The 22,675-nt window shown below is 65.2% G+C and carries 20 protein-coding genes; 15 read left to right on the forward strand and 5 right to left on the reverse strand.

From position 1 onward, the window contains the following. The first annotated feature begins 3 nt into the window (after positions 1-3). The 5 genes from EZM81_RS01740 to EZM81_RS01760 all read left to right on the forward strand — a co-directional run bounded on the left by EZM81_RS01740 (position 4) and on the right by EZM81_RS01760 (position 5,260). A complete protein-coding gene (locus tag EZM81_RS01740; RefSeq protein WP_136644554.1) occupies positions 4-864 on the forward strand; it encodes a manganese/iron ABC transporter ATP-binding protein in 861 nt (286 codons plus the stop codon). Between the two features lie 154 nt (positions 865-1,018). Beyond that, positions 1,019-1,852, forward strand: a complete 834-nt coding sequence (locus EZM81_RS01745) for a metal ABC transporter permease (protein WP_135446845.1) — start codon at positions 1,019-1,021, stop codon at positions 1,850-1,852. Next, entirely contained in the window at positions 1,849-2,667 is an 819-nt protein-coding gene (locus EZM81_RS01750) for a metal ABC transporter permease (RefSeq protein WP_136644555.1), read from the forward strand. The genes EZM81_RS01745 and EZM81_RS01750 overlap by 4 nt, the downstream gene beginning before the upstream one ends. 167 nt (positions 2,668-2,834) lie before the next feature. Beyond that, entirely contained in the window at positions 2,835-4,535 is a 1,701-nt protein-coding gene (locus tag EZM81_RS01755; RefSeq protein WP_136644556.1) for a glycosyltransferase family 4 protein, read from the forward strand. Beyond that, positions 4,532-5,260 carry an SDR family oxidoreductase gene (locus EZM81_RS01760; RefSeq protein WP_136644557.1) on the forward strand — a complete coding sequence of 243 codons (729 nt, stop codon included), beginning with the start codon at positions 4,532-4,534 and terminating at the stop codon, positions 5,258-5,260. The genes EZM81_RS01755 and EZM81_RS01760 overlap by 4 nt, the downstream gene beginning before the upstream one ends. A 6-nt stretch (positions 5,261-5,266) precedes the next feature. On the opposite strand, the gene EZM81_RS01765 is transcribed toward EZM81_RS01760, so the two are convergent. After that, positions 5,267-5,638 (reverse strand): helix-turn-helix transcriptional regulator, encoded by a 372-nt coding sequence (locus EZM81_RS01765; protein ID WP_136644558.1) that lies wholly within the window; start codon positions 5,636-5,638, stop codon positions 5,267-5,269. Between the two features lie 170 nt (positions 5,639-5,808). On the opposite strand from EZM81_RS01765, the gene EZM81_RS01770 reads away from it, so the two are divergent. Further along, positions 5,809-6,735 (forward strand): PHP domain-containing protein, encoded by a 927-nt coding sequence (locus tag EZM81_RS01770; RefSeq protein WP_136644559.1) that lies wholly within the window; start codon positions 5,809-5,811, stop codon positions 6,733-6,735. Between the two features lie 35 nt (positions 6,736-6,770). Here the strand turns inward: EZM81_RS01770 and EZM81_RS01775 are convergent, their stop codons facing one another. The 3 genes from EZM81_RS01775 to EZM81_RS01785 are packed head-to-tail and all read right to left on the reverse strand — an operon-like array spanning position 6,771 to position 10,110. After that, positions 6,771-7,745, reverse strand: a complete 975-nt coding sequence (locus EZM81_RS01775; protein ID WP_136644560.1) for an ROK family protein — start codon at positions 7,743-7,745, stop codon at positions 6,771-6,773. A gap of 9 nt (positions 7,746-7,754) precedes the next feature. After that, positions 7,755-9,080, reverse strand: a complete 1,326-nt coding sequence (locus tag EZM81_RS01780; RefSeq protein WP_136644561.1) for a GH1 family beta-glucosidase — start codon at positions 9,078-9,080, stop codon at positions 7,755-7,757. Between the two features lies 1 nt (position 9,081). Next, positions 9,082-10,110: a LacI family DNA-binding transcriptional regulator gene (locus tag EZM81_RS01785; RefSeq protein WP_135449140.1), complete on the reverse strand. Its 1,029-nt coding sequence runs from the start codon at positions 10,108-10,110 to the stop codon at positions 9,082-9,084. A gap of 264 nt (positions 10,111-10,374) precedes the next feature. Between EZM81_RS01785 and EZM81_RS01790 the strand changes: the two genes are divergently transcribed. From EZM81_RS01790 to EZM81_RS01820, 7 genes are all read left to right on the forward strand, one after another. Beyond that, positions 10,375-11,727, forward strand: a complete 1,353-nt coding sequence (locus EZM81_RS01790) for an ABC transporter substrate-binding protein (RefSeq protein ID WP_136644562.1) — start codon at positions 10,375-10,377, stop codon at positions 11,725-11,727. Positions 11,728-11,873: 146 nt separating this feature from the next. Then, positions 11,874-13,115, forward strand: coding sequence for a carbohydrate ABC transporter permease (locus EZM81_RS01795; RefSeq protein WP_136644563.1), 1,242 nt, complete (start codon positions 11,874-11,876; stop codon positions 13,113-13,115). 27 nt (positions 13,116-13,142) lie between these two features. Next, positions 13,143-14,285 carry a carbohydrate ABC transporter permease gene (locus EZM81_RS01800; RefSeq protein WP_136644564.1) on the forward strand — a complete coding sequence of 381 codons (1,143 nt, stop codon included), beginning with the start codon at positions 13,143-13,145 and terminating at the stop codon, positions 14,283-14,285. Between the two features lie 5 nt (positions 14,286-14,290). Further along, the gene (locus tag EZM81_RS01805; RefSeq protein ID WP_136644685.1) at positions 14,291-15,925 is read left to right on the forward strand and encodes an alpha-amylase family glycosyl hydrolase; all 1,635 of its coding nucleotides are present in this window, start codon (positions 14,291-14,293) and stop codon (positions 15,923-15,925) included. A gap of 12 nt (positions 15,926-15,937) precedes the next feature. Further along, positions 15,938-17,023, forward strand: coding sequence for an ABC transporter ATP-binding protein (locus tag EZM81_RS01810; RefSeq protein ID WP_136644565.1), 1,086 nt, complete (start codon positions 15,938-15,940; stop codon positions 17,021-17,023). A 113-nt stretch (positions 17,024-17,136) separates the two neighbouring features. After that, positions 17,137-17,922, forward strand: a complete 786-nt coding sequence (locus EZM81_RS01815; RefSeq protein ID WP_136644566.1) for a phytanoyl-CoA dioxygenase family protein — start codon at positions 17,137-17,139, stop codon at positions 17,920-17,922. Positions 17,923-18,085: 163 nt separating this feature from the next. After that, entirely contained in the window at positions 18,086-19,093 is a 1,008-nt protein-coding gene (locus EZM81_RS01820; protein ID WP_136644567.1) for a tellurium resistance protein, read from the forward strand. A gap of 82 nt (positions 19,094-19,175) precedes the next feature. Here the strand turns inward: EZM81_RS01820 and EZM81_RS01825 are convergent, their stop codons facing one another. Further along, a complete protein-coding gene (locus tag EZM81_RS01825) occupies positions 19,176-19,874 on the reverse strand; it encodes a type 1 glutamine amidotransferase (RefSeq protein ID WP_136644568.1) in 699 nt (232 codons plus the stop codon). A 146-nt stretch (positions 19,875-20,020) separates the two neighbouring features. Between EZM81_RS01825 and guaB the strand changes: the two genes are divergently transcribed. Both guaB and EZM81_RS01835 read left to right on the forward strand, forming a co-directional pair. Beyond that, positions 20,021-21,469: an IMP dehydrogenase gene (guaB, locus tag EZM81_RS01830; RefSeq protein ID WP_136644569.1), complete on the forward strand. Its 1,449-nt coding sequence runs from the start codon at positions 20,021-20,023 to the stop codon at positions 21,467-21,469. A 9-nt stretch (positions 21,470-21,478) separates the two neighbouring features. Further along, complete coding sequence (locus tag EZM81_RS01835) at positions 21,479-22,624, forward strand: RsmB/NOP family class I SAM-dependent RNA methyltransferase (protein WP_136644570.1); 1,146 nt, start codon at positions 21,479-21,481, stop codon at positions 22,622-22,624. Positions 22,625-22,675 lie beyond the last annotated feature (51 nt).

A 22,675-nucleotide genomic window follows, 5' to 3' on the forward strand; every position in this document is an offset into this window, starting at 1 on the left:
CCGATGCGCGATGTGATGGCAGAAACGACGACAGAGGGGATCCTCGCCGAACGGGTGACGGTAGCCTACCGCAATGGTGTGACCGCACTGACTGATGCCAGCTTTTCCGTTCCGCAGGGGTCGATTGCCGCGCTGGTCGGGGTGAACGGGGCCGGAAAATCGACGCTGTTCAAGGCGATAATGGGCTTTGTGCCCCTGTCGCGCGGGCGCATCCGGCTGATGGGACTGCCGGTCGCGCGGGCGTTGCGGCAGAATCTGGTCGCCTATGTGCCACAGGCAGAAGAGGTGGACTGGTCCTTCCCGGTGCTGGTCGAGGATGTGGTGATGATGGGCCGTTACGGGCACATGGGCCTGCTGCGCCGCCCCTCGGCGACCGACAGGGCAAAGGTGGACGAGGCGCTGGCGCGCGTCGGCCTTTCCGACCTGCGCCATCGCCAGATCGGAGAGCTGTCGGGCGGGCAGAGGAAGCGGGTCTTCCTTGCCCGTGCGCTGGCGCAGGAAAGCCGGATCATCCTGCTGGACGAACCTTTCACCGGCGTTGATGTCACCACCGAAAGCCAGATCGTCGCCCTGCTGCGCGACCTGCGGGACGAGGGGCATGTCATGCTGGTCTCGACCCACAATCTGGGCTCGGTGCCGGATTTCTGCGACCGGACGATCCTGGTCAAGGGTACGGTGCTTGCCCATGGCCCGACCGAAAGCGTTTTCACGCGCGAGAACCTTGAAAGGGCGTTCGGCGGCGTCCTGCGGCGCTATACGCTGGGCGGGACCGACCTGCACGAGGACGACGATGCTCGCGAGGTCAGCATCCTGACCGATGACGAACGCCCCTTCGTCCAGTATGGCCGGAAGGCGGGTGCATGAAGGCCGCATTGCGCCTTTGCCCCCCACGCCGTGGAAGGGAGAGGGGATGCACACACGCCAGGCCCGTTGCTCCAGTGCCGGGCCGGCGTTTCTGCTACCTTGCGATCCGGGAAGGGGTGGCACGCGCCATTCGTCCGAACGGAAGGGTCTGACGATGCTTGAACCCTTTGCCTACGGCTACATGACCAATGCGATGTGGGTGGCGGCCCTGGTCGGCGGGGTCTGCGGCTTTCTATCCGCCTATCTGATGCTGAAGGGCTGGTCCCTGATTGGCGACGCCCTTTCCCATTCGGTCGTGCCGGGCGTTGCGGGGGCCTACATCCTGGGCCTGCCATTTGCCCTTGGCGCCTTCCTTTCGGGCGGACTGGCAGCCGGCGCGATGCTGTTCCTGTCCTCCCGTTCGGGCTTGAAGACCGATACGGTGATCGGGCTGATCTTCACCGGCTTCTTCGGGCTTGGCCTGTTCCTGATCTCTGTCTTTCCGACATCGGTCTCGGTTCAGACCATCGTGATGGGCAACATCCTTTCGATCTCGCCGGCGGATACGGTGCAGCTGGTGCTGATCGGGGGAGTCTCGGCCGCCGTCCTTCTGGTCCTGTGGAAGGATCTGATGGTCACCTTCTTCGACGAGGCCCATGCCCGCACCATCGGCTTGCGCCCGGGCCTTCTGAAGGTGGTGTTCTTCACCCTGCTTTCCGCAGCGACCGTGGCCGCGATGCAGACGGTGGGGGCTTTCCTGGTCGTCGCCATGGTCGTGACGCCTGGTGCCACCGCCTATCTTCTGACTGACCGCTTTCCGCGCCTGCTGGCATTCTCCGCCGGAATCGGCGCCGCCACCGGCTTTGCCGGGGCCTACGCCAGCTATTTCCTCGACGGGGCCACCGGGGGCGTGATCGTGCTGTTGCAGGCTGCGCTTTTCGGCCTGGCTTTCGTACTTGCACCGAAACACGGGCTGCTGGCCGCCCGCGCGCGGGGGAGGGCGGCATGATCGAGGCCTTCCTTCAGCCATTCCAGTTCCCTTTCATGCAGAATGCTTTCTGGATTGCGCTGATCGTCGCCCCGCCCTGCGCGCTTCTGTCGTGCTTTCTGGTCCTGAAGGGTTGGGCGCTGATGGGCGATGCGGTCAGCCATGCCGTGCTGCCCGGGATCGTGCTGGCCCATCTGGCCGGCCTGCCACTGCTGGCGGGGGCCTTTGTCGCCGGTCTCGGCTCGGCACTGCTGACCGGGTTTCTGGCCGATAACAGCCGGGTGAAGCGCGACACGGTGATGGGGGTGGTGTTCTCGTCCATGTTCGCCCTGGGGATCGTGCTGAACACCGCCTTTCCCGGCGAGCTGCACCTGGATCACATCCTGTTCGGCAACATGCTGGGCATCGGGCGCGAGGATCTGATCACCGCCGGGCTGATCTCTGCGCCGGTCACGCTGATGCTGCTGCTTTCATGGCGCGATCTGATGCTGCACGCTTTCGATCCGGCGCAGGCGCAGGTCAGCGGTCTGCCTGTGCGGGCGCTGCATTACGGCCTTCTGGCGGCGCTGTCCCTGACCATCGTGGCGACGCTGTCCTCGGTCGGGCTGATCCTTGCCATCGGCCTGCTGATTGCCCCGGGGGCCATCGGCTTCCTGCTTGCCCGCAGCTTCGGCAGGATGCTGGCGGCCGCCACACTTGCCTGCCTTGCCGCGATGCTGGCGGGAGTCTGGATCAGCTTTTACCTCGATGCCGCCCCGGCACCCACCATCATCCTGATCCTGATTACGATGTTCGGCCTTGCCTTTGCCGGAAAGCGCCTGCGCCGCGCCGTCTGATCCTGCTTTACCCGCGACCGGTCAGCCCTTACCCATGTGGACATGACCCATCTGCCCAGTCCCTGGATCCGGGCTATAGAGCTGAGCCGCGCCTGGATTGACTGCCAGCCATCCCGCCCCAGCCGGGAAAGGCGTGGCGACCCGCGGCCACATAGGAAGCGCCGCTGATGCCCGCCCCCACGCCTTCGGCCAATGCCGCGATCTGGTTCTCTGCCGATGGATTTGACCCGAAGGCAAGGGGCATCAACGGCCGCCGCGTTGCGGGCGAAGGTTTTCTGCGCGGCTTCTTTGCCCATGGCGCGGTGGACGAGTTCGTAAGCCTTGCCCACCGTGCTGCGGATCATGCCGCCTTTGCCGCAATGGCGGCCGAATGCCGCGTCACCCGGCCCTTGCGCGCCGTTCCCTTGCACCAGCCAAGACAGCTCGCCCCGGTCGATCTGGTCTTTTACCCCTCGCCCCCGCCAACTGTCGAGTTCTGGCGGCGCGCCCCTTACGGCACGGCAGCCTGGGCCCTTTGCGGAATCACCCATACGACGGCCACGGCAACCGTGATGAACCTGGTCTTCGATCTGCGATCGGCGCCGCAGATGCCATGGGATGCCCTGATCTGCACCTCGAACGCGGTTCAGCAGTCGATGCGGACACTGATGGAGCTGGCCGAGGCGCATCTGGCCGATCGCTTCCCCGGGGCCGTCATGCCCGCACGGCCCCTGTTGCCGGTGATCCCGCTGGGCGTGAACTGCGACGATTTCCGCAGGGACGAAGGCAGAGGAAGGGCTCTGCGCGACCGCCTGGGAATCGGTCCGCAGGATGTGGTCGTCGCCACGATCGCGCGGCTGACGCCTGACGAAAAGTTCGATCCCCTGCCGCTGTTTCTGGCGATGGAAATGGCAACCCGCGACATCGCGGCCCGGGGTGGCCGACTGCACCTTGTTCTCTGCGGGTATTTCCGTAACGAGACCTGGCGACCAGCCTTTGCCGAGGCGGCGGCGCGGCTCATGCCATCGGTGGGGTATCACCTGCTGGACGGCACCAGCACGGAAGAGCGACTGGCAACGTTGTCCTGCGCCGACATGTTCGTGTTCCCGATCGACAATGTGCAGGAAACCTTCGGCCTTGCCCCGGTCGAGGCGATGGCCGCCGGCCTGCCGGTCATCGTGTCGGACTGGGACGGGATGAAGGATACCGTAAGCACGGATGCCGGCATCCGTGTGCCTGTCGAGATGCCTGCACCTGCCACGGCGACGCATCTTTCGCTGCGGCATCTGGGTGGCACCGACAGCTATCTGCAATATGTCGGCCAGATTGCCGCCCTGACCCGGGTCAACGTGACCGCGCTTGCCCGGGCGCTGGTGGTGCTGGGCACCGACAGGGATCTGCGTCTGAAGATGGGGGCAGCCGGTCAGGCCAGGGCCAGAAGACTATACGACTGGCAGGCGGTCATTCCGCAGATCCAGGCGCTGTGGGCCGAACAGGCCGCCATGCTGGCCCATGCCAGGGCAAGGGGCGGACGTCCCGTCGCTGCGATGGATCCTGCCCGGATTCCGGTCGGTCCCGCGCCCGAGGTGATGTTCGCGGCTTATCCGAGCACCCCGCACCCCGATCCCCGGACCCGCCGCCTGCGTGCGGTGGCGTATGGCGATCGTCCGGATGTCGGAGCAACCTTCGCGCTTCGGCGCTATGCGCAAGGCGGGCGCATCATCGAGCGACCGGAAAGGGTGCAGGCGGTTCTCGACGGCTTTGCAGAGGCGGGCCCGGATGGCGCCACCCTGGCGGAAATCGCCGCACGGGTGGGCCTTCCCGGCGTTGTCGTGTCCGTTATCAGCCTGTGGCTGCTCAAGTATCACTTTCTGGAAGAGGCCCCATGACCCGACGCATCATCCTGATCACCGGTGCCGGCGCTGGCATCGGCCGCGCGACGGCACGACTGTTTCTTGCAGAAGGCTGGGAGGTCGTGTTGCTGGGTCGGCGGACCGAGACGCTGGCCGAAACCGCTGAGGGTCACCCTGCAGCGCGCATCATCGCTTGCGATGTCGGCGACCCCGGGCAGGTCGAGGCCGCCTTTGCCCGGCTTTCGCGGCTAGATGTCCTGTTCAACAACGCCGGGATCTCGGCCGCCGCGGCGCCGATCGACGAGATTCCGGTCGAACGCTGGCTGGACGTGTGCCGCACGAACATCACCGGCATGTTTCTTTGCGCACGAGCGGCCTTCGGCCTGATGCGACGCCAGTCACCCTGCGGCGGGCGGATCATCAACAACGGCTCGATCTCGGCCCATGTGCCGCGCCCCGGCTCGGCGCCATACACCATGTCCAAACACGCGGTCACGGGGCTGACGCGGACACTGGCGCTGGACGGTCGGGCATTCGACATCGCCTGCGCCCAGATCGACATCGGCAATGCGCTGACCGACATGGCCGCACGGTTTGCAAAGGGCGTGCCCCAGGCAGATGGCAGCATCCGGGCCGAGCCGGTGATGGATGTCGAACATGTGGCCCGGATGGTGCTGCACATGGCCAGCCTGCCGCTGGAGGTGAACACACCTTTCGTCACGATCATGGCGCGCGACATGCCCTATCTTGGGCGGGGCTGAGGCGGATCAGTCCTCGGCAGAGAACAGGTTCCGAAGCAGCCGGATCTGGGCCAGAACCTTCGGATCCTGGATCGAATAGTAGATCGTCTTTCCGTCGCGCCGGGTGGTGACAAGACCTTCCAGCCGCAGACGCGCCAGCTGCTGGCTGACCGCGGCCTGTCGTGCGCCCAGAAGTTGTTCCAGTTCGGTCACCGACCTTTCGCCTGACGCGAGGTGGCAGAGGATCATCAGCCGGCCTTCATGACTGAGGGCCTTCAGGAATGCAGCCGCTTTCGAAATCCGGACGGCGATGGATCCTTCGATCTGCGCATCGCGCAGACCGGCTGCCAACAACTCAAGCGCGGCGTCCGTCTCGCGCGCCGATCGATCAAGCGACATGCGGGGATCCCATGCAATACTGATCGGGTACCTTAGCATGTGGTCGGGCCGGGTGCGAGGGCCACTTGCAGCCGCGCAGGCGCGCGGGCAAGGTCTTGCCGAATCTTGTGCCGATCCCCGGGGACGAAAACCTGCACCGGTCAGCACCATCCGTTGAAAGGACGCATCCGATGACCCGCCCGCTTGCCTTTTCTGCGCCCGGCCGTTTCTGGCGCGGCAACCTGCATACGCATTCCACGCGCTCTGATGGCGTGTTGGACCCCGAAGAGGTCTGCCGCCGCTACCGTGCCGAAGGGTATGACTTTCTTGCCCTGACCGACCATTTCATCGGCAGTTACGGCTATCCGATTGTCGATACCGTGCCCTTCCGGACCAAGGGGTTCACCACGATCCTGGGCGCCGAGCTGCATTCCGGGGCGATGAAGAATGGAGAGATCTGGCATATCCTTGCCGTCGGACTGCCGGCAGACTTCGCGCCATCCGACAGCCCGACCTTTCAGCCGAAGCCGGGGCAGGAGACAGGCCCCGAGATCGCGGCGCGCGCGGTGGCGGCTGGGGCTTTCGTGGCCATTGCTCATCCCCAGTGGTCGGGGCTGACGCTCGAGGATGCCCGCAGCATCTCCGCCGCTCATGCCGTGGAGATCTACAACCACGGTTGCGCCACGGGCTGCGATCGTCCCGACGGCGCGGCGATTGCCGACCTGCTGCTGACCGAGGGCCGTCGGCTGACCCTGATCGCTACCGACGATGCGCATTTCTCTGAACCCGACCATTTCGGCGGCTGGGTGATGGTCAAGGCCGAGGAGAATACGCCCGAGGCGCTGCTTGCGGCGCTGAAGGCCGGGGCCTTCTATTCAAGCCAGGGGCCGGAACTGCGCGACGTGTATCTGGATGGCGACCATGTGGTGGTGGAATGTTCGGCTGCCGTCTCGGTCGTGGCGATGGGACACGGCACCGGGGCCAAGGCGGTGCATGGTCATTCCATGACCCATGCGCGTGTTCCGCTGGCGCGGCTGAACAAGTCGCCCTGGGTGCGCGTGGCCGTCATAGATGCGGCCGGCAGGCGCGCCTGGTCCAACCCGATCTGGTGCGACTGACCGGCGGACCGGCACGACGTGCCGCCTTGCGGCTGTCATCCGATCGCGTGCAGATAGGCCGCGCAGCCGGTCAGGGCGGCATAGTCGTCCTCGACCACGGTGATCGAGAAGTCCTGTTCCAGAAGATCCACCCGGCGCGGTTCGCGGAACTGGGCGCCAAGGCCGAAGCTTGCCATGTGCGGCGTCATCGCGCGGGACATTCCGCCGATCAGGTAGATGCCGCCGTAGGGCAGGTGGATCAGCGCGAGGTCTGCCAACATCTGGGCCAGAATATGAACGTAAAGCCGCGCGGCGTGGATGGCGATCGTATCGCCTTCCTCGGCGGCCTTCAGCACCTCGGCCGAAGTCAGGCTTGCAGGATGGCCTGCGGCATGGGCCGCGAAGGCGTGCAGGTTGGCAAGGCCCCGTCCCGCCAGCACCTCTTCGACCCCGGCATGGGGGGGCTCGCCCGCAGCGCGCAGCTTCGCCTCGATGAAGCGGGCCAGCTGGAAATCCTCTTCCGTGCGCACCGGCATGTTGACATGGCCGCATTCCGAAGGCGGAACCACCCGACCCTGTGGCCCGGGATGAACGGGCGCCGCATTCACTCCGGTGCCAAGCCCCACGACCAGCATCGGGGCCGCCCGCTTGACCGGACCATCCACCACCCGACGAAGGTTTTCTGCCCGGATATGACCCAGCGCCTGACCCTGGGCCTGCAGATCGTTCAGGATGGCGACCTTGCCCGCACCAGTCGCGGCGGTAAGCTTGGCTCCGTCGATCACCCAGTCGAGGTTCGTCATCGTGGCGATACCATCCTGCACCGGCCCTGCCGCCGCGACGCAGACACCAGAGACCTGAGCGCCTGTCTGATCCAGATAGTCGCGCAAGACGTGAGCAATGTCCTGACCGCGCGCCTGATAGTCGCCATTCGGGAAACGTCGTATCGAGTCGATACGGACCTCTGTCCCCTCGGCCAGGGCAACTCGCGTGTTGGTGCCGCCGATGTCGGCAAGAAGGGAAAGCGTCATTGCTTGGCCTCAGTCGTTGCGCGCCAGGGCGCGGGCGAGGGCGTGATAGGAGGATTTCGGCGTGCGCGCCAGTGTGTCGAAATCGACATGGACCAGGCCGAAGCGCTTTTCGTAGCCCTCGGCCCATTCGTAGTTGTCAAGAAGCGACCAGTAGAAGAAGCCCCTGACATTGGCCCCGTCGGCAATCGCCTGCTTTGTCGCAGCAAGGTGGGTGAAAAGGAAACTCTCGCGTACGTCGTCGTTTACCTGGCCATCTTCAACCACATCGGCGTTTGCCATACCGTTTTCGGTGACATAGATCGGCAGGTCGCCCACATGGTCGCGCGCCAGCCGGATCAGAAAATGGTGCAGGCCCTCAGGATAGATCTCCCAGCCCATCTGCGTGCGGGGCAGTTCTCCGGGAACGTCGCGCAGGCTGGGCCACGGAGTGCCGGGGGCATGGGCGTGCAGGTGGCGGGTGTAATAGTTCACCCCCAGCCAGTCGAGGGGCTGTCCAATCAAGGCCATGTCGTCCTGCCAGTTTTCGGGCATGTGCGGGCCAAGTCCCTTCAGCACATTGGCGGGATAGGTCCGGCGGGTGATGCCTTCGATGAACCATCGGTTGAAGATCGCATCCCAAAGGTCTGATGCGGCTTGGTCTTCCGGGCTGTCTGTCGCCGGGGTCGCATGGTCGAAGTTCAGCACGATGCCAAGGTTCGGCTGGCCCATGCAGCGCAGACGTTCAAGGGCCAGGCCATGGGCCAGAAGGATGTGGTGCATCGCGCGGGCGGTGGCACGGATATCGCGCAGGCCCGGCGCATGGACGCCCATGAAATGCGAAAGCCACGCGACGCACCAGGGCTCGTTGATCGTGGCGATGGCGGACACGCGGTCGCCCAGCCGGCGGGTGATGGCTTCTGAAAAATCCGCGAAGCGGTGGCAGGTGTCGCGGTTGGTCCATCCGCCCAGATCGGCAAGTGCCGAGGGCATTTCCCAGTGGTATAGGGTCTGAAACGGTTTCAGGCCCCTGGCCAGCATGCCGTCGACCAGACGATCATAGAAATCAAGGCCTTCCGGGTTTACGTTCACCCCATCCGGCATGACCCGTGCCCACGAGGTCGAAAAGCGGTAGCCGTCCAGGTTTGCGGCCTTCAGCAGGTCCAGGTCCTCCTCCCAGCGGTGATAATGGTCACAGGCGCGGCTGCCGTCCTCGGCGCGCACGACATTGCCGGGGGTGGAGGCGAAGCTGTCCCAGTGGCAGGGGCCGCAGCCGCCGAAGGCAGAGCCCTCGATCTGGTAGGCAGCGGTGGCGGCCCCGAACACGAAGCCCACGGGAAAGTCGAAACGTGTCAGCATGTCAGGCCTTCGGGGCAGGGCCGGTGGACTGGCCGATGATCAGCTCGGCCTCGAGCAGGCGTTGTTGCGGGCCGGCGTCGGGATGGGCGATGACGTGAAGCAGCATCTCGGCGGCTAGCCGACCGGCCTCGCGCACCGAGGATCGCGTGGCGGTAAAGATCGGCACATCCTCGCCGTTCTTCATGTAGGAAAGGTCGTCGTCATGAATGATGATCGAGATGTCGCGGCCAATCACTAGCCCGGCACCTTCGACGGCCCGGCGGGCACCCATGCCCGAAATCATCGAGGAACAGAGTATCGCCGTTGGCGGACGGGGCAGGGCAAGCATGGCCTGCGAGGCACGGTAGCCGGAGAATTCGGTCATCTCCCCGGAGAACATCAGCGACGGGTCCGGTCCAATGCCGCGCGCGGCCAGCGCATCCAGATATCCGGTGCGACGGCGGATGGCAAAATCCATGAACTCCAACCCGTTGACCAGACCGATGCGGACATGGCCGAGGTCAAGCAGGAATTCGGTCGCACGCTGAAAGGCACGGCGGTTGTTCACGTCAACCCAGTTGTAGGGTTCGGCCGCCCCGGTCGAACGACCATGAACCACGAAGGGCAGACCGATCTCGCGCAGCAACGGGATGCGGGCATCGTTCAGCCTTGGGGCGTGGATGATGACGCCATCCACATTGCCCTTGGATTTCAGGCTGCGGTAGGTGGCCTCCTCATCTTCGTCGGCGACGACAGACAGGATCATGTCATAGTCGTTGCGGCTGTAGATCTCGCCCGCCCCGGCGATGAAATCGGCGAAGACCGGGTTCACGATCTCGTGTCGCGTGGCGATGGGGATGACATGACCCACGGCCATGGCGCGGCCGGTGGCCAGGCGGATCGCCCGGGTGTTCGGGTGGTAATTGTGCCGTTTTGCGGCAGCGATGACGCGCGCGCGTGTGGCCTCGTTGACCTCGGGGTATCCGTTCAGCGCGCGCGACACCGTTGTGGGCGACAGTCCCAGCTTGGTGGCGAGTTCCTTAAGATTCATCGGTTCGCTGGCTCAAAACGGTTTCAACTGCCCGGAAGATAGACGGCTTGAGCAGCAAGCGTCAAAAGGTATCGCCATGGGCCTTTGATGTTTACGGTTCGGATTCGGCGCACACAACAGGCAGTTTGCGTTGTTTGAAGGCGCTTTGGATTGACTTGCAAGGCAGGATCGGCGAGGGTTGGCTATCCAAAGCGGTTTGAAGCGATTCTGCCGCCCTTGGCACAGCGCCCCGCCAATAGGGCGGGGGAATCGGGAGGACTACAGATGAAATCCGGACTTTACGTCAGCGTCGCCGCGCTGGCGCTGGTTGGCAGCGGCGCGCTTGCGCAGGACCTTGCGTTCCCGGTGGGCGAGGGTGCGTTCAACTGGGCATCCTACGAGGAATTCAAGGCCGCGAACGGCGGCCACGACGGCAAGGAGCTGACGATTGCCGGCCCTTGGCTGGGCCCCGACCAGGAACTGGTGGAATCCATGCTGGCCTATTTCGAGGCCGCCACCGGCGTCGACGTCAAGTATGTCGGCTCGGACAGCTTCGAACAGCAGGTGCGGATCGACGCCGAGGCGGGATCATCGGCCAACATCTCGGTCTTCCCGCAGCCGGGCCTGACCGCGGACCTTGCAAAACTGGGTTTCGTGGCACCCCTGACCGACGCCGATGCCGCATGGCTGCGTGACAACTATGCCGCCGGCCAGTCCTGGGTAGATCTGGCCAGTTTCCCCGGCCCCGACGGAAACCCCGCGCTGTTCGGTTTCTTCTATAAGGTCGATGTGAAGTCGCTGGTCTGGTACAACCCCGAGAACTTCGAGGATGCCGGCTATGAAGTGCCGCAGACCATGGAGGAACTAAAGGCGCTGACCGACCAGATGGTGGCCGATGGCGTAACGCCGTGGTGCATCGGTCTGGGTTCGGGCGGGGCGACCGGCTGGCCGGCGACCGACTGGGTGGAAGACCTGATGCTGCGCACCCAGACCCCGGCCGATTATGATGCCTGGGTCAGGAACGACCTGAAATTCAACGACCCGAAGGTCGTGGCCGCGATCGAGGAATTCGGCTGGTTCATCGAAGATGGCCGAGTTGCCGGCGGCAAGGGTGCGGTTGCCACCACCGATTTCCGCGACAGCCCGAAGGGCCTGTTTACTTCGCCGCCGCAGTGCATGATGCACCGTCAGGCCAGCTTCATCCCCTCGTTCTTCCCTGAAGGCGTGAAGATGGGTGTGGATGCCGATTTCTTCTACTTCCCGGCCTATGCCGAAAAGGATCTCGGCAAGCCGGTGCTGGGCGCGGGCACGCTGTTCGGCATCACCAAGGACAGCCCCGAGGCGCGCCTCTTCATCGAATGGCTGAAGACCCCGATCGCGCACGAGGTCTGGATGGCCAAGTCGGGCTTCCTGACCCCGTACAAAGGCGTAAATGTCGATCTCTACGGCGACGCGACACTGAAGAAGATGGGCGAGATCCTGCTGGGCGCCGACACCTTCCGCTTTGATGGGTCGGACCTTATGCCGGGCGGCGTGGGCGCCGGCGCATTCTGGACCGGGATGGTGGATTTTGCCGGCGGCAAGTCGGCCCAGGCAGTGGCCGACGCGATCCAGGCTGCCTGGGACGGGCTAAAGTAAGCGTGCGCATGCCGGCAGTATGAGTGTCCCCGGGCGTTCCACAGGAGCGCCCGGGTTACCGTCCGGGCCTGCTGAAGGGCGGCCTCATCAGCAGAGCCGGGCCAGCCGGTCGCATCGGGGAAACGTTTCGGGGGAGGATCATCGGAATGCATCCGGCGCTTCAGGGCCTGATCACGATCGTCGTCGGCGTCGGCGGCTGCGTGGCCTACTACTATTTCTCGAACCTCTTCCTCGACAAGGTGCTGTTCCCGGCGCGGGGTCCGCAGGCGGGGCGCAACATCAACCGGGCCAACATGATCCGGCCCTGGCTGTTCCTGGCACCTGCACTGATCGCGCTTGGTCTGTATTTGGCCTATCCGGTCTTTGCCACGCTGCACCTTTCGCTGACCCAGCGCGTGACCGGGGGCGGATACGATTTCGTGGGGCTGGACAACTATGCGAAGATGGGCGCCGAGCCCAAGTTCTGGGAAGCCCTGCAGAACAACATGCTCTGGCTGATCGTGGTGCCTGCGGCCTCGACCGCCTTCGGGCTTCTGGCGGCGCAGCTTTCGGACCGGATCAGGTGGGGCAACATCGCCAAGTCGCTGATCTTCATGCCGATGGCCATTTCCTTCGTCGGCGCCGCTGTGATCTGGAAGCTGGTGTATGACACCCGGCCCGAGGGGCAGGATCAGATCGGGGTGATGAATGCGGTCTGGCTGGCCTTCGAGGAAGGCAGCATCTGGTCCTTCGTCTTTCTCAAGGCGGTGCCCGTGCTTCTGGTGGCAGGTTTCGCGCTGGCCGTGGTCTGGATCGCCTGGGTTCTGGCAAGACCTGTGGTGCGGCGCAGCGGTCCGGTGTCCACCGGAAGAACCGTCGCTGCGGCGCTTGGTGCGCTGGTGGCGCTGTGGCTTGCCTATGAATCGCTGCGCGGCATCATCGGGATCGCGATGGCCGACCTGCCCTATGGCCAGCCCCAGACCTGGCTGACCATGCCGTTCTGGAACAACTTCTTCCTGATGGCGGTGCTGGTCTGGATCCAGACTGGCTTTGCCATGGTAATCCTGTCGGCCGCTCTGCGCGGTGTACCGGAGGACACGATCGAGGCCGCCATCGTCGATGGGGCGAACCCGTTCCAGATCTTCTTCCAGATCAAGGTGCCGCAGATCATGGGCACCATCGTCGTGGTCTGGACCACGATCACCATCGTCGTGCTGAAGGTCTTCGACATCGTCTATGCGATGACCAACGGCCAATGGCAGACGCAGGTTCTGGCAAACTACATGTACGACAAGCTGTTCCGGGCGAACGACTGGGGCGTGGGCTCGGCTGCCGCGATGGTCATCATGCTTCTGGTGACGCCGATCCTTGTGTGGAACGTCTACAACGCCCGCAAGGAGATGCGCTGATGGCCCGCGACCGGAGGGGAACAAATCATGGATAACATTGTCGGCAAGAAATCCGGGCTGACCTGGGCGGTGCAAATCTCGATGGCGCTTCTGGTGGCGCTGTGGCTGTTCCCGACAGTGGGCCTTTTCGTGTCGTCGTTCCGAACGGCCGACCAGATCGCAACGTCCGGCTGGTGGTCATCTCTGGCCACCCAGGAACGGCAGAACCCGGCGATCCGCATCGAGGGAGATGTCGTCGAGGCGGACGGCCAATTCACCATCTCGGGCAACCTGTTCGGCCGACATGGTGTGACGGTCAGCGCCTGGGGCACCAACAGCCGCGAGCCCCAGGCCTATGCACCGGGCCAGACCGTGGATCTCGGCGACGGGCAAAGACTCACCGTGCAGGAGAACGGCGATTTCGTCCTGAGCTCGGCCACCGATTTCGGCGACCAGCGTCTGCCGCGGGTATTCACCACGGCCACCACCCCGCCCGAATTCACGCTGGACAACTATCGAGCGATCCTTTTCGATCCGAAGAACGTGGACGGGATGGCCAAGGCCTTCTTCAACACGCTAACCGTTACAATTCCCGCAACGATCATCCCGATCCTGGTGGCAGCCTTTGCAGCCTATGCGCTGGCCTGGATGGATTTTCCTGGCAGGGCTCTGCTGATCGCGGCCATCGTGGGCCTTCTTGTGGTGCCCCTGCAACTGGCGCTGATCCCGCTGTTGAAGCTGCACAACGACGTCGGCATCGGGAAAAGCTATCTGGGCGTCTGGCTTGCCCATACCGGGTTCGGCCTGCCGCTGGCCATCTATCTGCTCAGGAACTACATGGTCGGCCTGCCGCGCGACATCATCGAGAATGCCAAGGTCGATGGGGCGACGGATTTCCAGATCTTCACCAGGATCGTGCTGCCTCTGTCCTTCCCGGCGCTGGCGTCTTTCGCGATCTTCCAGTTCCTCTGGACCTGGAACGACCTGCTGGTGGCGCTGGTGTTCCTGCTGGATGCCAGCGGCGAGACGACGGTCATGACCAAGCAGATCGTCGAACTGATGGGCACCCGCGGCGGCAACTGGGAGATCCTGGCAACCGCGGCCTTCGTGTCGATCGCGGTGCCGCTTCTCGTCTTCTTCCTGATGCAGCGCTATCTGGTGCGCGGCCTGTTGGCGGGGTCGGTGAAGTGAGCCTTATGGAACGCGAGGGACGCAAGGTGCTGGCGGCTGACCCGGAATGGTGGCGTGGCGCGGTGATCTACCAGATCTATCCGCGCAGCTTTCAGGATTCGAACGGTGACGGGGTGGGGGATCTGGCCGGGATAACCCGGCGTCTCGACCATGTCGCGCGCCTCGGCGCCGACGCGATCTGGATCAGTCCGTTCTTCACCAGCCCGATGAAGGACTTCGGTTATGACGTCAGCGACTATTGCGACGTCGATCCGATGTTCGGCACCCTGGCAGACTTCGATGCGCTGGTGGCGCGCGCCCACGACCTGGGCCTGCGGGTGATGATCGACCTGGTGCTCAGCCACACCAGCGACCAGCACCCCTGGTTCAGGGAAAGCCGCAAGGATCGTACCAACCCGAAGGCAGACTGGTATGTCTGGGCCGATCCTAAACCCGATGGCACGCCGCCCAACAACTGGCTGTCAATCTTTGGCGGCAGCGCCTGGGAATGGGACAGCCGGCGCGAGCAGTATTACCTGCACAACTTCCTGACCTCGCAGCCTGACCTGAACTTTCACCACGCCCCGGTTCAGGAAGCGCTTCTGGACGTGGCGCGCTTCTGGCTGAAGCGGGGGGTCGATGGCTTCCGGCTGGACACGATCAACTTCTATGTTCACGACAAGTATCTGCGCGACAACCCGCCCCTGCCGAAGGAGCTGCGCAACGACAGCATCGCGCCCGGCGTGAACCCCTACAATCACCAGCTGCACCTTTTCGACAAGAACCAGCCGGAAAACCTTGATTTCCTGAGGAAGTTCCGCGCCGTGCTGAACCCCTGGAACGCCGCCGCCGTGGGCGAGGTGGGCGATGCCCAGCGGGGGCTTGAGATCATGGCCGAATACACCTCGGGCGGCGACAAGGTGCAGATGTGCTATCCGTTCGAAATGCTGCAACCCAAGCGGCTGACGGCTGCCCTGCTGGAGGAGACCTTCGCCCGGATGCGGGCGGCGGCGCCCGATGCCTGGCCGTGCTGGTCCTATTCCAATCACGACACGGTGCGCCACATCACCCGCTGGGGGCTGACGGCAGCGGCAGCCAAGTCCTACGCCACGCTTCTGGCGTGCCTGCGCGGCTCGATCTGCCTTTATCAGGGGGAAGAGCTGGGCCTGCCCGAAGCCGAGCTGAGCCTCGAGGAGTTGCGCGATCCCTACGGCATCCAGTTCTGGCCGGAGTTCAAGGGCCGCGACGGGGCAAGAACACCGATGGTCTGGGTGACCGACAATGCGAGCGGCGGGTTTTCAGACGCCACGCCGTGGCTACCGGTGAAGCCACCGCATCTGCCCCTGTCGGTCGCTGCGCAGGAAGGCGATGCTGGCTCCATCCTGTCGCATTACCGCGCCGTGCTGGCCTTTCGTCGGGCGCATCCAGTTCTGCGGACGGGCACGATGGAGGATATTGCGGCCCAGGGCGATGTGGTCAGCTTCCGGCGCCGGGGCGAGGAAGAGATCTTCTGCGCCGTCAATCTGGGTGACAGGCTGGCCGAGGTCAGGATGCCCGAGGGAAACTGGGAAACGGTCGGAACGGAACTTGGCAGCCAGGCGGCGACGGGCGGGCGCGTGGCGCTGGGGCCCTGGGGCGTCTGTCTGGCCAAGCGGGCCTGAGGGGAGGGGCTTATGGCTGAACTGGTCTTGAAGAACGTCGAAAAGGCCTACGGCGAGGTCAAGGTGTTGAAGGACATCAACCTCGACATCAAGACGGGCGAGCTGATCGTCTTCGTCGGCCCCTCGGGCTGCGGGAAATCGACGCTGTTGCGCATGATCGCGGGGCTGGAGAGGATCACCGGCGGCGATTTCAGCATTGACGGGGTGCGAATGAACGACGTGCCGCCGGCGCAGCGCGGCATTGCCATGGTGTTCCAGAGCTATGCGCTGTATCCGCACATGACGGTGCGCGACAACATGAGCTTTGCGCTGAAACTGGCGAAGAAATCGCCGCAGGAAATTGCCGCGGCGGTGGAAAAGGCCGCGCGCATCCTGCAACTGACACCCTATCTTGATCGTCTGCCCAAGGCCCTGTCGGGTGGGCAGCGGCAGCGGGTCGCAATCGGGCGGTCGATCGTGCGCGATCCGAAGGTCTATCTTTTTGACGAGCCCCTGTCGAACCTCGACGCGGCCTTGCGGGTGGCCACCCGGATCGAGATTGCCCAGCTGAAGGAGGCAATGCCGAATTCGACGATGATCTACGTCACCCACGACCAGGTAGAGGCGATGACGCTTGCCAGCCGGATCGTCGTGCTGGCGGGCGGGGGGATTTCGCAGGTAGGCACGCCGCTGGAACTGTATGAAAAGCCCGAGAACGAATTTGTCGCCCAGTTCATCGGCAGTCCCTCGATGAACCTTATGCCCGGCGAGGTGGTGGCAGCCGGTGCCGAGACGATGATCCGCCTCGACAACGGCGGCATGGCGAGATCGGCGGTGCCGACGCAGGCCGCTGACATGGGTTTGCGGGTCAAGGTCGGCGTCCGGCCGGAGGACTTCCACGAGACAGATGGCGACGCGATCTTCACCGGCGAAGTCGAGATTACCGAGGCCCTGGGCGAGGTTACGTTGCTTTATTTCAAGCGGCAGGGCGACGCGCCGCAGGTGGTGGCCAAGCTTCCGGGCATCCGGTCAGAACTGCGCTATCAGATGGTGAAGCTGACCGCCGAACCCAGGAAGGTTCACCTGTTCGCCAACGGCAAGTCGCTGCTTTACCGCTGAGCCGGTACCATCGGCCCCGGACAGAGCGGGCGATCGGCGATCTTGCGGGCGGCCTGTCCGGTCTTGCGTGGCGCGGGTAGGGCGGGCAGGGTGCGCGCAGACATGGGGGGGAGATGGTCACGGTGACGGATGAAATGGTCGAGGCCTACCAGCGCGACGGGGTCGTTCTGGTCAGGGGGCTCTGGGCCGACTGGGTAGAGATGCTGCGTGCTGGCGTTGCGCGGAACATGGCTGCTCCGACGCAGCAGATGGCGACGCTGAAGCCGGGCGAACCGGGGTATTTCTTCGACGACTACTGCAACTGGCAGCGCATTCCGGAATTTGCCGCGGTAATCCGGCAGTCGGCCGTGGCCGATGTCGCGGCGCGGCTGATGCAGTCGGAGAGGGTGCAGTTGTTCCATGATCACGTTCTGGTCAAGGAACCCGGCACGACCAAGCCCACGCCATGGCACACTGACGGGCCGTATTACTTTGTCGAGGGCAGGCAGACCGTCAGCTTCTGGTCGCCGCTTGACCCGGTGAAGGATGCAGCCTTGCGTTGCGTGGTGGGCTCTCATCTGTGGGAAAAGGATGTGCTGCCGACGCGGTGGGTCAGCGAGACCGACTTCTACCCGGGCGAGAATGACTATCTGCCGGTGCCGGACCCCGAGGCCGAGGGAATGAAGATCGTGGAATGGGAGATGGAGCCCGGCGACGCCGTGGCCTTCAACTTCCGCACCCTGCACGGGGCGCGCGGCAACATCACGACGAACCGGCGGCGGGCGTTTTCCCTGCGCCTGGTGGGAGAGGACGCACGCTATGTCGAAAGGCCCGGCCCGACCTCGCCGCCCTTTCCCGGGCACGGTATGCGACCTGGCCAGCGGCTGCGCGAGGACTGGTTCCCGGTTCTGCGCGGCTGAGACGACGGAACGCTTCCGGCCGTCCTGCCCCGACGTTGGTCTTGGCCGGAAGGCATCTCCTGGGGAGACAGCTGCGGTATTATGAAGCGCCGCCTGCCGTGATCGCCCCATTGCCTTGGCCGAAGGGCGCGATATGAGTATGAGGAGGGCAGGAGACCTTCGAATGACCCCCTCTGATCCCCGTCTCGACGCGCGCCCCAAACGCTATCCGCCGCCAGAATTTCCGCCCCGCCAGCCGGCCCTGTTCGCAAGGACGCCGCCGGCACTGTTTCCGCCGGCGCTGGGTCTCTTGGGCCTTGCCATCGCGCTGCGCATGGCATTGGGGCGGCTGGGATGGGATCAGGCGCCGGGCGATCTTCTGGCAGGGGTCGCCGTGGCGCTGTGGGGTTTTGCGACGGTGGTGTGGCTTGCCAAGGTCGCGCGCCGGCCAGGCGTCGTGGTCGAGGATCTGCGGGTTCTGCCCGGACGGGCGGGGCTGGCGGCCATGACCATGGGGGGCATGGCGGCGGCCGCGCTGCTGGCGCCGCATGCGGCACAGATCGCCAAGGTACTGCTGGTCGCGGCACTGTCCGGGCACCTTGTGCTTGCGCTGTTGTTGATCCGGCTTCTCGTGTCGCTTCCCCCGCCAGGGCGCGAGGTGAACCCGACCTGGAACCTTAGCTTTGTCGGGTTCATAGTCGCTGCCCCGCCGGCACTTGCCCTTGGCTGGGCTGATCTGGCTGCCGTGCTGTTCTGGGGCACGCTGCCCGTGGCAGTGGCGATCTGGGTGATGAGCGGCCTGCAGTTCCTGCGCGTGACGCCGCCGGCGGTGCTGCGGCCGCTGCTGGCGATCCACATTTCCCCGGCAGCACTGTTTGCCACGACCGCGGCACTGATGGGGATGCCGGACATCGCCGCAGGCTTTGTCGCGCTTGCGGCTGCCTTTGCGGCGGTTCTGGTCTTGTCATGGCGCTGGTTGGGGGAAACGGGCATCTCGCCCCTGTGGGGCGCCTTCACCTTTCCGCTTGCGGCGTTGGCCACGGCAATGCTGGTGAAGGGGGGCGGTTGGCAGTGGGTCGGGTTCGGCCTGGTCGGCGGCGGCCTGGTGGCGATTCCGCTGATCCTGTGGTGGGTCTGGAAGCTTTGGCCGGGGGGCAGGCTGGCAGCGATCACGAACGCTGCCGAGGCGTGACTTGTCCGCCATTCGTCAGCTGCTGGCCCACCGGGGCGACCATCCGCAGCAACCGTCTGCCAAACGGGAAGCCCGTGACCGCCTAGCGGATGAGGGACACCCAGGCGCGGGCAAGGGCCAGGCCGTGCGCATCGGCCTGGACGCCAAGGGCGGCGGCCTCGTCCGGATGGCGCAGGGCCCAACCGGGCGCCAGGGCTTCGACCTGGGCGGGGAACCGGCGCAGCCAGTCGGCCACCACGGGACGCGAGGCCTCGAAGTGGAACTGTGTGCCATAGGTGGCCCGACCGATGCGAAAAGCCTGATGCCTTGCGGTCGGACTGTGGGCCAGATGAATGGCGCCTTCGGGCAGGGTGAAGGTGTCAGAGTGCCACTGGAAGATCGGGAACCGGTCGGGAACTGCCGAAAGCACAGGATCTGCGCGCCCGGCTTCGGTCAGGGTGACATCGACCCAGCCGAATTCCGGTGCGGTGCCCAGATGATTCTCGGCCCCGTAGGCGCGGGCAAGGATCTGGGATCCAAGGCAGATGCCAAGCACCGGCTTGTCTGCCGCAGTATAGGCCGCCATCAGGCCGGCGAGTGCTGGAAGATAAGGATGGGTGTGGTCGTCCAGTGCGGACTGTTCACCGCCAAAGACCACCAGCGCATCGGCATCGGGGGACGCAGGCAATGGGGCGCCCGACCATGGCTTGTACAGGTCGATCAGCGCGGCCCGTTCGTGCAAAGCCACGCCGACTTGGCCATGATGGGTGATGCGGGTATTTTCGACGATGGCAACGCGCATTTCGGCCTCTTCTCCAGCAGGGTGTAATCAGCACGAGCGTGCAGTGGCTGCAAGGGGTGCTCGCGGGGTGGATTTGCCCTTGCACCTGCGCGCGGGGCGTGAAATGGGGAACCGCCAAACGATGCTTGCTCCCGGAGGCTTTACCCATGGAGATTCGTGAGGCTCTCACCTTTGACGACGTGCTTCTGGTGCCGGCGGCATCCAGTGTCCTGCCGTCGGACGCGGATACCTCGACCTGGGTGACGAAGGCGATCCGCATGAACATCCCGCTGCTGTCCAGCGCGATGGACACGGTGACCGAGGCGCGCATGGCTATCGCCATGGCTCAGGCCGGCGGGATCGGGGTGATCCACCGCAATCTCGACCCCGAGACCCAGGCGCGTGAGGTGCGCCGGGTGAAGCGTTTCGAGTCCGGCGTGGTCTATCAGCCGATCACGCTGCGCCCCGACCAGACGCTGGCCGACGCGAAGGCGCTGATGGAACGCTATTCGATCACCGGCTTTCCGGTGGTGGATGAGGCGGGCCGCGTGCTGGGGATCGTCACAAACCGCGACATGCGATTTGCCAGCGACGACAAGACGCCGGTGCGGGTGATGATGACCAGCGAGAACCTCGCCGTGCTGCGCGAACCTGTGGACCGCGCCGAGGCGATCAGCCTGATGAAGGCGCGGCGGATCGAGAAGCTCCTGGTGACGGACGGGCAGGGCAAGCTGACCGGGCTTCTGACGCTGAAGGACACAGAGAAATCGGTGCTGAACCCCAATGCCTGCAAGGATGAGATGGGCCGTCTGCGGGTCGCCGCGGCCTCGACCGTGGGGGATGCGGGGTTCGAGCGCAGCCAGGCGCTGATCGACGCGGGGGTGGACCTGGTGGTGATCGACACGGCGCACGGGCACAGCGAAGGCGTCTCGAAGGCGGTGGAGCGGATCAAGCGGCTGTCGAACACGGTTCAGGTCGTGGCCGGCAACGTGGCCACCGCCGAGGCGACGCGGGCGCTGATCGACGCGGGCGCTGATGCGGTAAAGGTGGGGATCGGGCCGGGCTCGATCTGCACGACGCGGATCGTCGCGGGCGTGGGCGTGCCGCAACTGACCGCCATCATGGATTCGGCCCGGGCGGCGGGGGATATTCCGGTGATCGCGGATGGCGGCATCAAGTATTCCGGCGATTTCGCCAAGGCCATCGCGGCGGGGGCCTCCTGCGCGATGGTGGGCAGCGCGATCGCCGGCACCGACGAAAGCCCGGGCGAGGTGATCCTGTGGCAGGGGCGCAGCTTCAAGGCCTATCGCGGCATGGGCAGCCTTGGCGCGATGGCGCGCGGCTCGGCCGACCGCTATTTCCAGAAGGACGCGGCCTCGGACAAGCTGGTGCCGGAAGGCATCGAGGGCCAGGTGCCCTACAAGGGCTCGGCGGCGGCAGTCATTCACCAGATGGTCGGAGGGTTGCGCGCGGCGATGGGCTATACCGGCAACCGCACCATCGAGGAAATGCGCACCCGCTGCCAGTTCGTGCGCATCACCGGGGCGGGGCTGAAGGAAAGCCACGTCCACGACGTGCAGATCACCCGCGAAAGCCCGAACTATCGCATCGGCTGAGGCCGGGTCATGACCCCCGGCGCGCGTGCCTCGGCGGCCATCGCCATCCTCGACCGGATCCTCGCCGGAGAGCCGACGGAACGCGCGCTGACCAACTGGGGCCGCGCCAGCCGCTTTGCCGGCTCGGGCGACCGGGCGGCGGTGCGGGATCTGGTCTTCGACGCGCTGCGCCAGCGCCAGTCCGCGGCGGCGTTGGGGGGCGGGCTGACGGGGCGGGGTCTGATCCTTGGCCTGATGCGCGCCGCGGGGCAGGAGACGCTGTTCTCCGGCGCAGGCCATGCCCCGGCACCGCCTGGCCCGCAGGACCAGGGCCGACCACCCGGGGGGGCCGAGGCGCTGGACGTGCCGGACTGGCTGCTGCCCGAGCTTGAGGCAAGCCTGGGGTCCGACTGTCCCGCCGTGCTGGAGGCGCTGCGGCACCGCGCGCCTGTATTTCTGCGGGTGAACCTGCGAAAGGGCGATCGTATGGCTGCCATCGCGGCGCTGGCAGAGGAAGGGATCGTGGCAGTGGCGCATCCGCTGGCTTCGACTGCGCTGGAAGTGATCGCCAATGCGCGCAGGGTCCAGACTTCGCGGGCCTACCTGTCCGGACTGGTCGAGGTTCAGGATGCCTCCAGCCAGGCGGTGGTCGAGGCGCTGCCCCTTGCCGATGGCATGCGCGTGCTGGACCATTGCGCCGGCGGCGGCGGCAAGACGCTTGCCATGGCGGCACGGGCCGATCTGCGGCTGTGGGCACATGACATCGCGCCCCGGCGGATGGCCGATCTGCCCGAACGGGCGCGGCGCGCGGGAGTGCGGGTTACGTTCACCGACCGGCCCGAGTTGGCGGCGCCGTTCGATCTGGTCCTGGTCGATGCGCCCTGTTCAGGATCCGGCAGCTGGCGCCGCGACCCCGAGGGGAAGTGGGCGCTGACGCCGGATCGTCTGGCCTCGCTGGTGGCCGAACAGGCTTCGATCCTGGCTCGGGCGGCGGCCATGGTCGCGCGAGGGGGCATTCTGGCCTATGCCACCTGTTCCCTTGTCCGGCGCGAGAACCAGCTTCAGATCCAGACCTTCCTGGCAGCAAGCGCCGGTTGGCGGCAGGAACGCGAGCTTTCGCTGACACCGATATCAGGCGGCGACGGGTTCTTTCTCGCGGTACTGCGGCGAGCTTGACCGAAGTATTGCAACCATAGCGTGTGTATCGTAAGCGATTAAGCATCGGTT

The sequence above is a fragment of the Tabrizicola sp. YIM 78059 genome, from assembly GCF_004959785.1.
GTDB lineage: Bacteria > Pseudomonadota > Alphaproteobacteria > Rhodobacterales > Rhodobacteraceae > Tabrizicola > Tabrizicola caldifontis.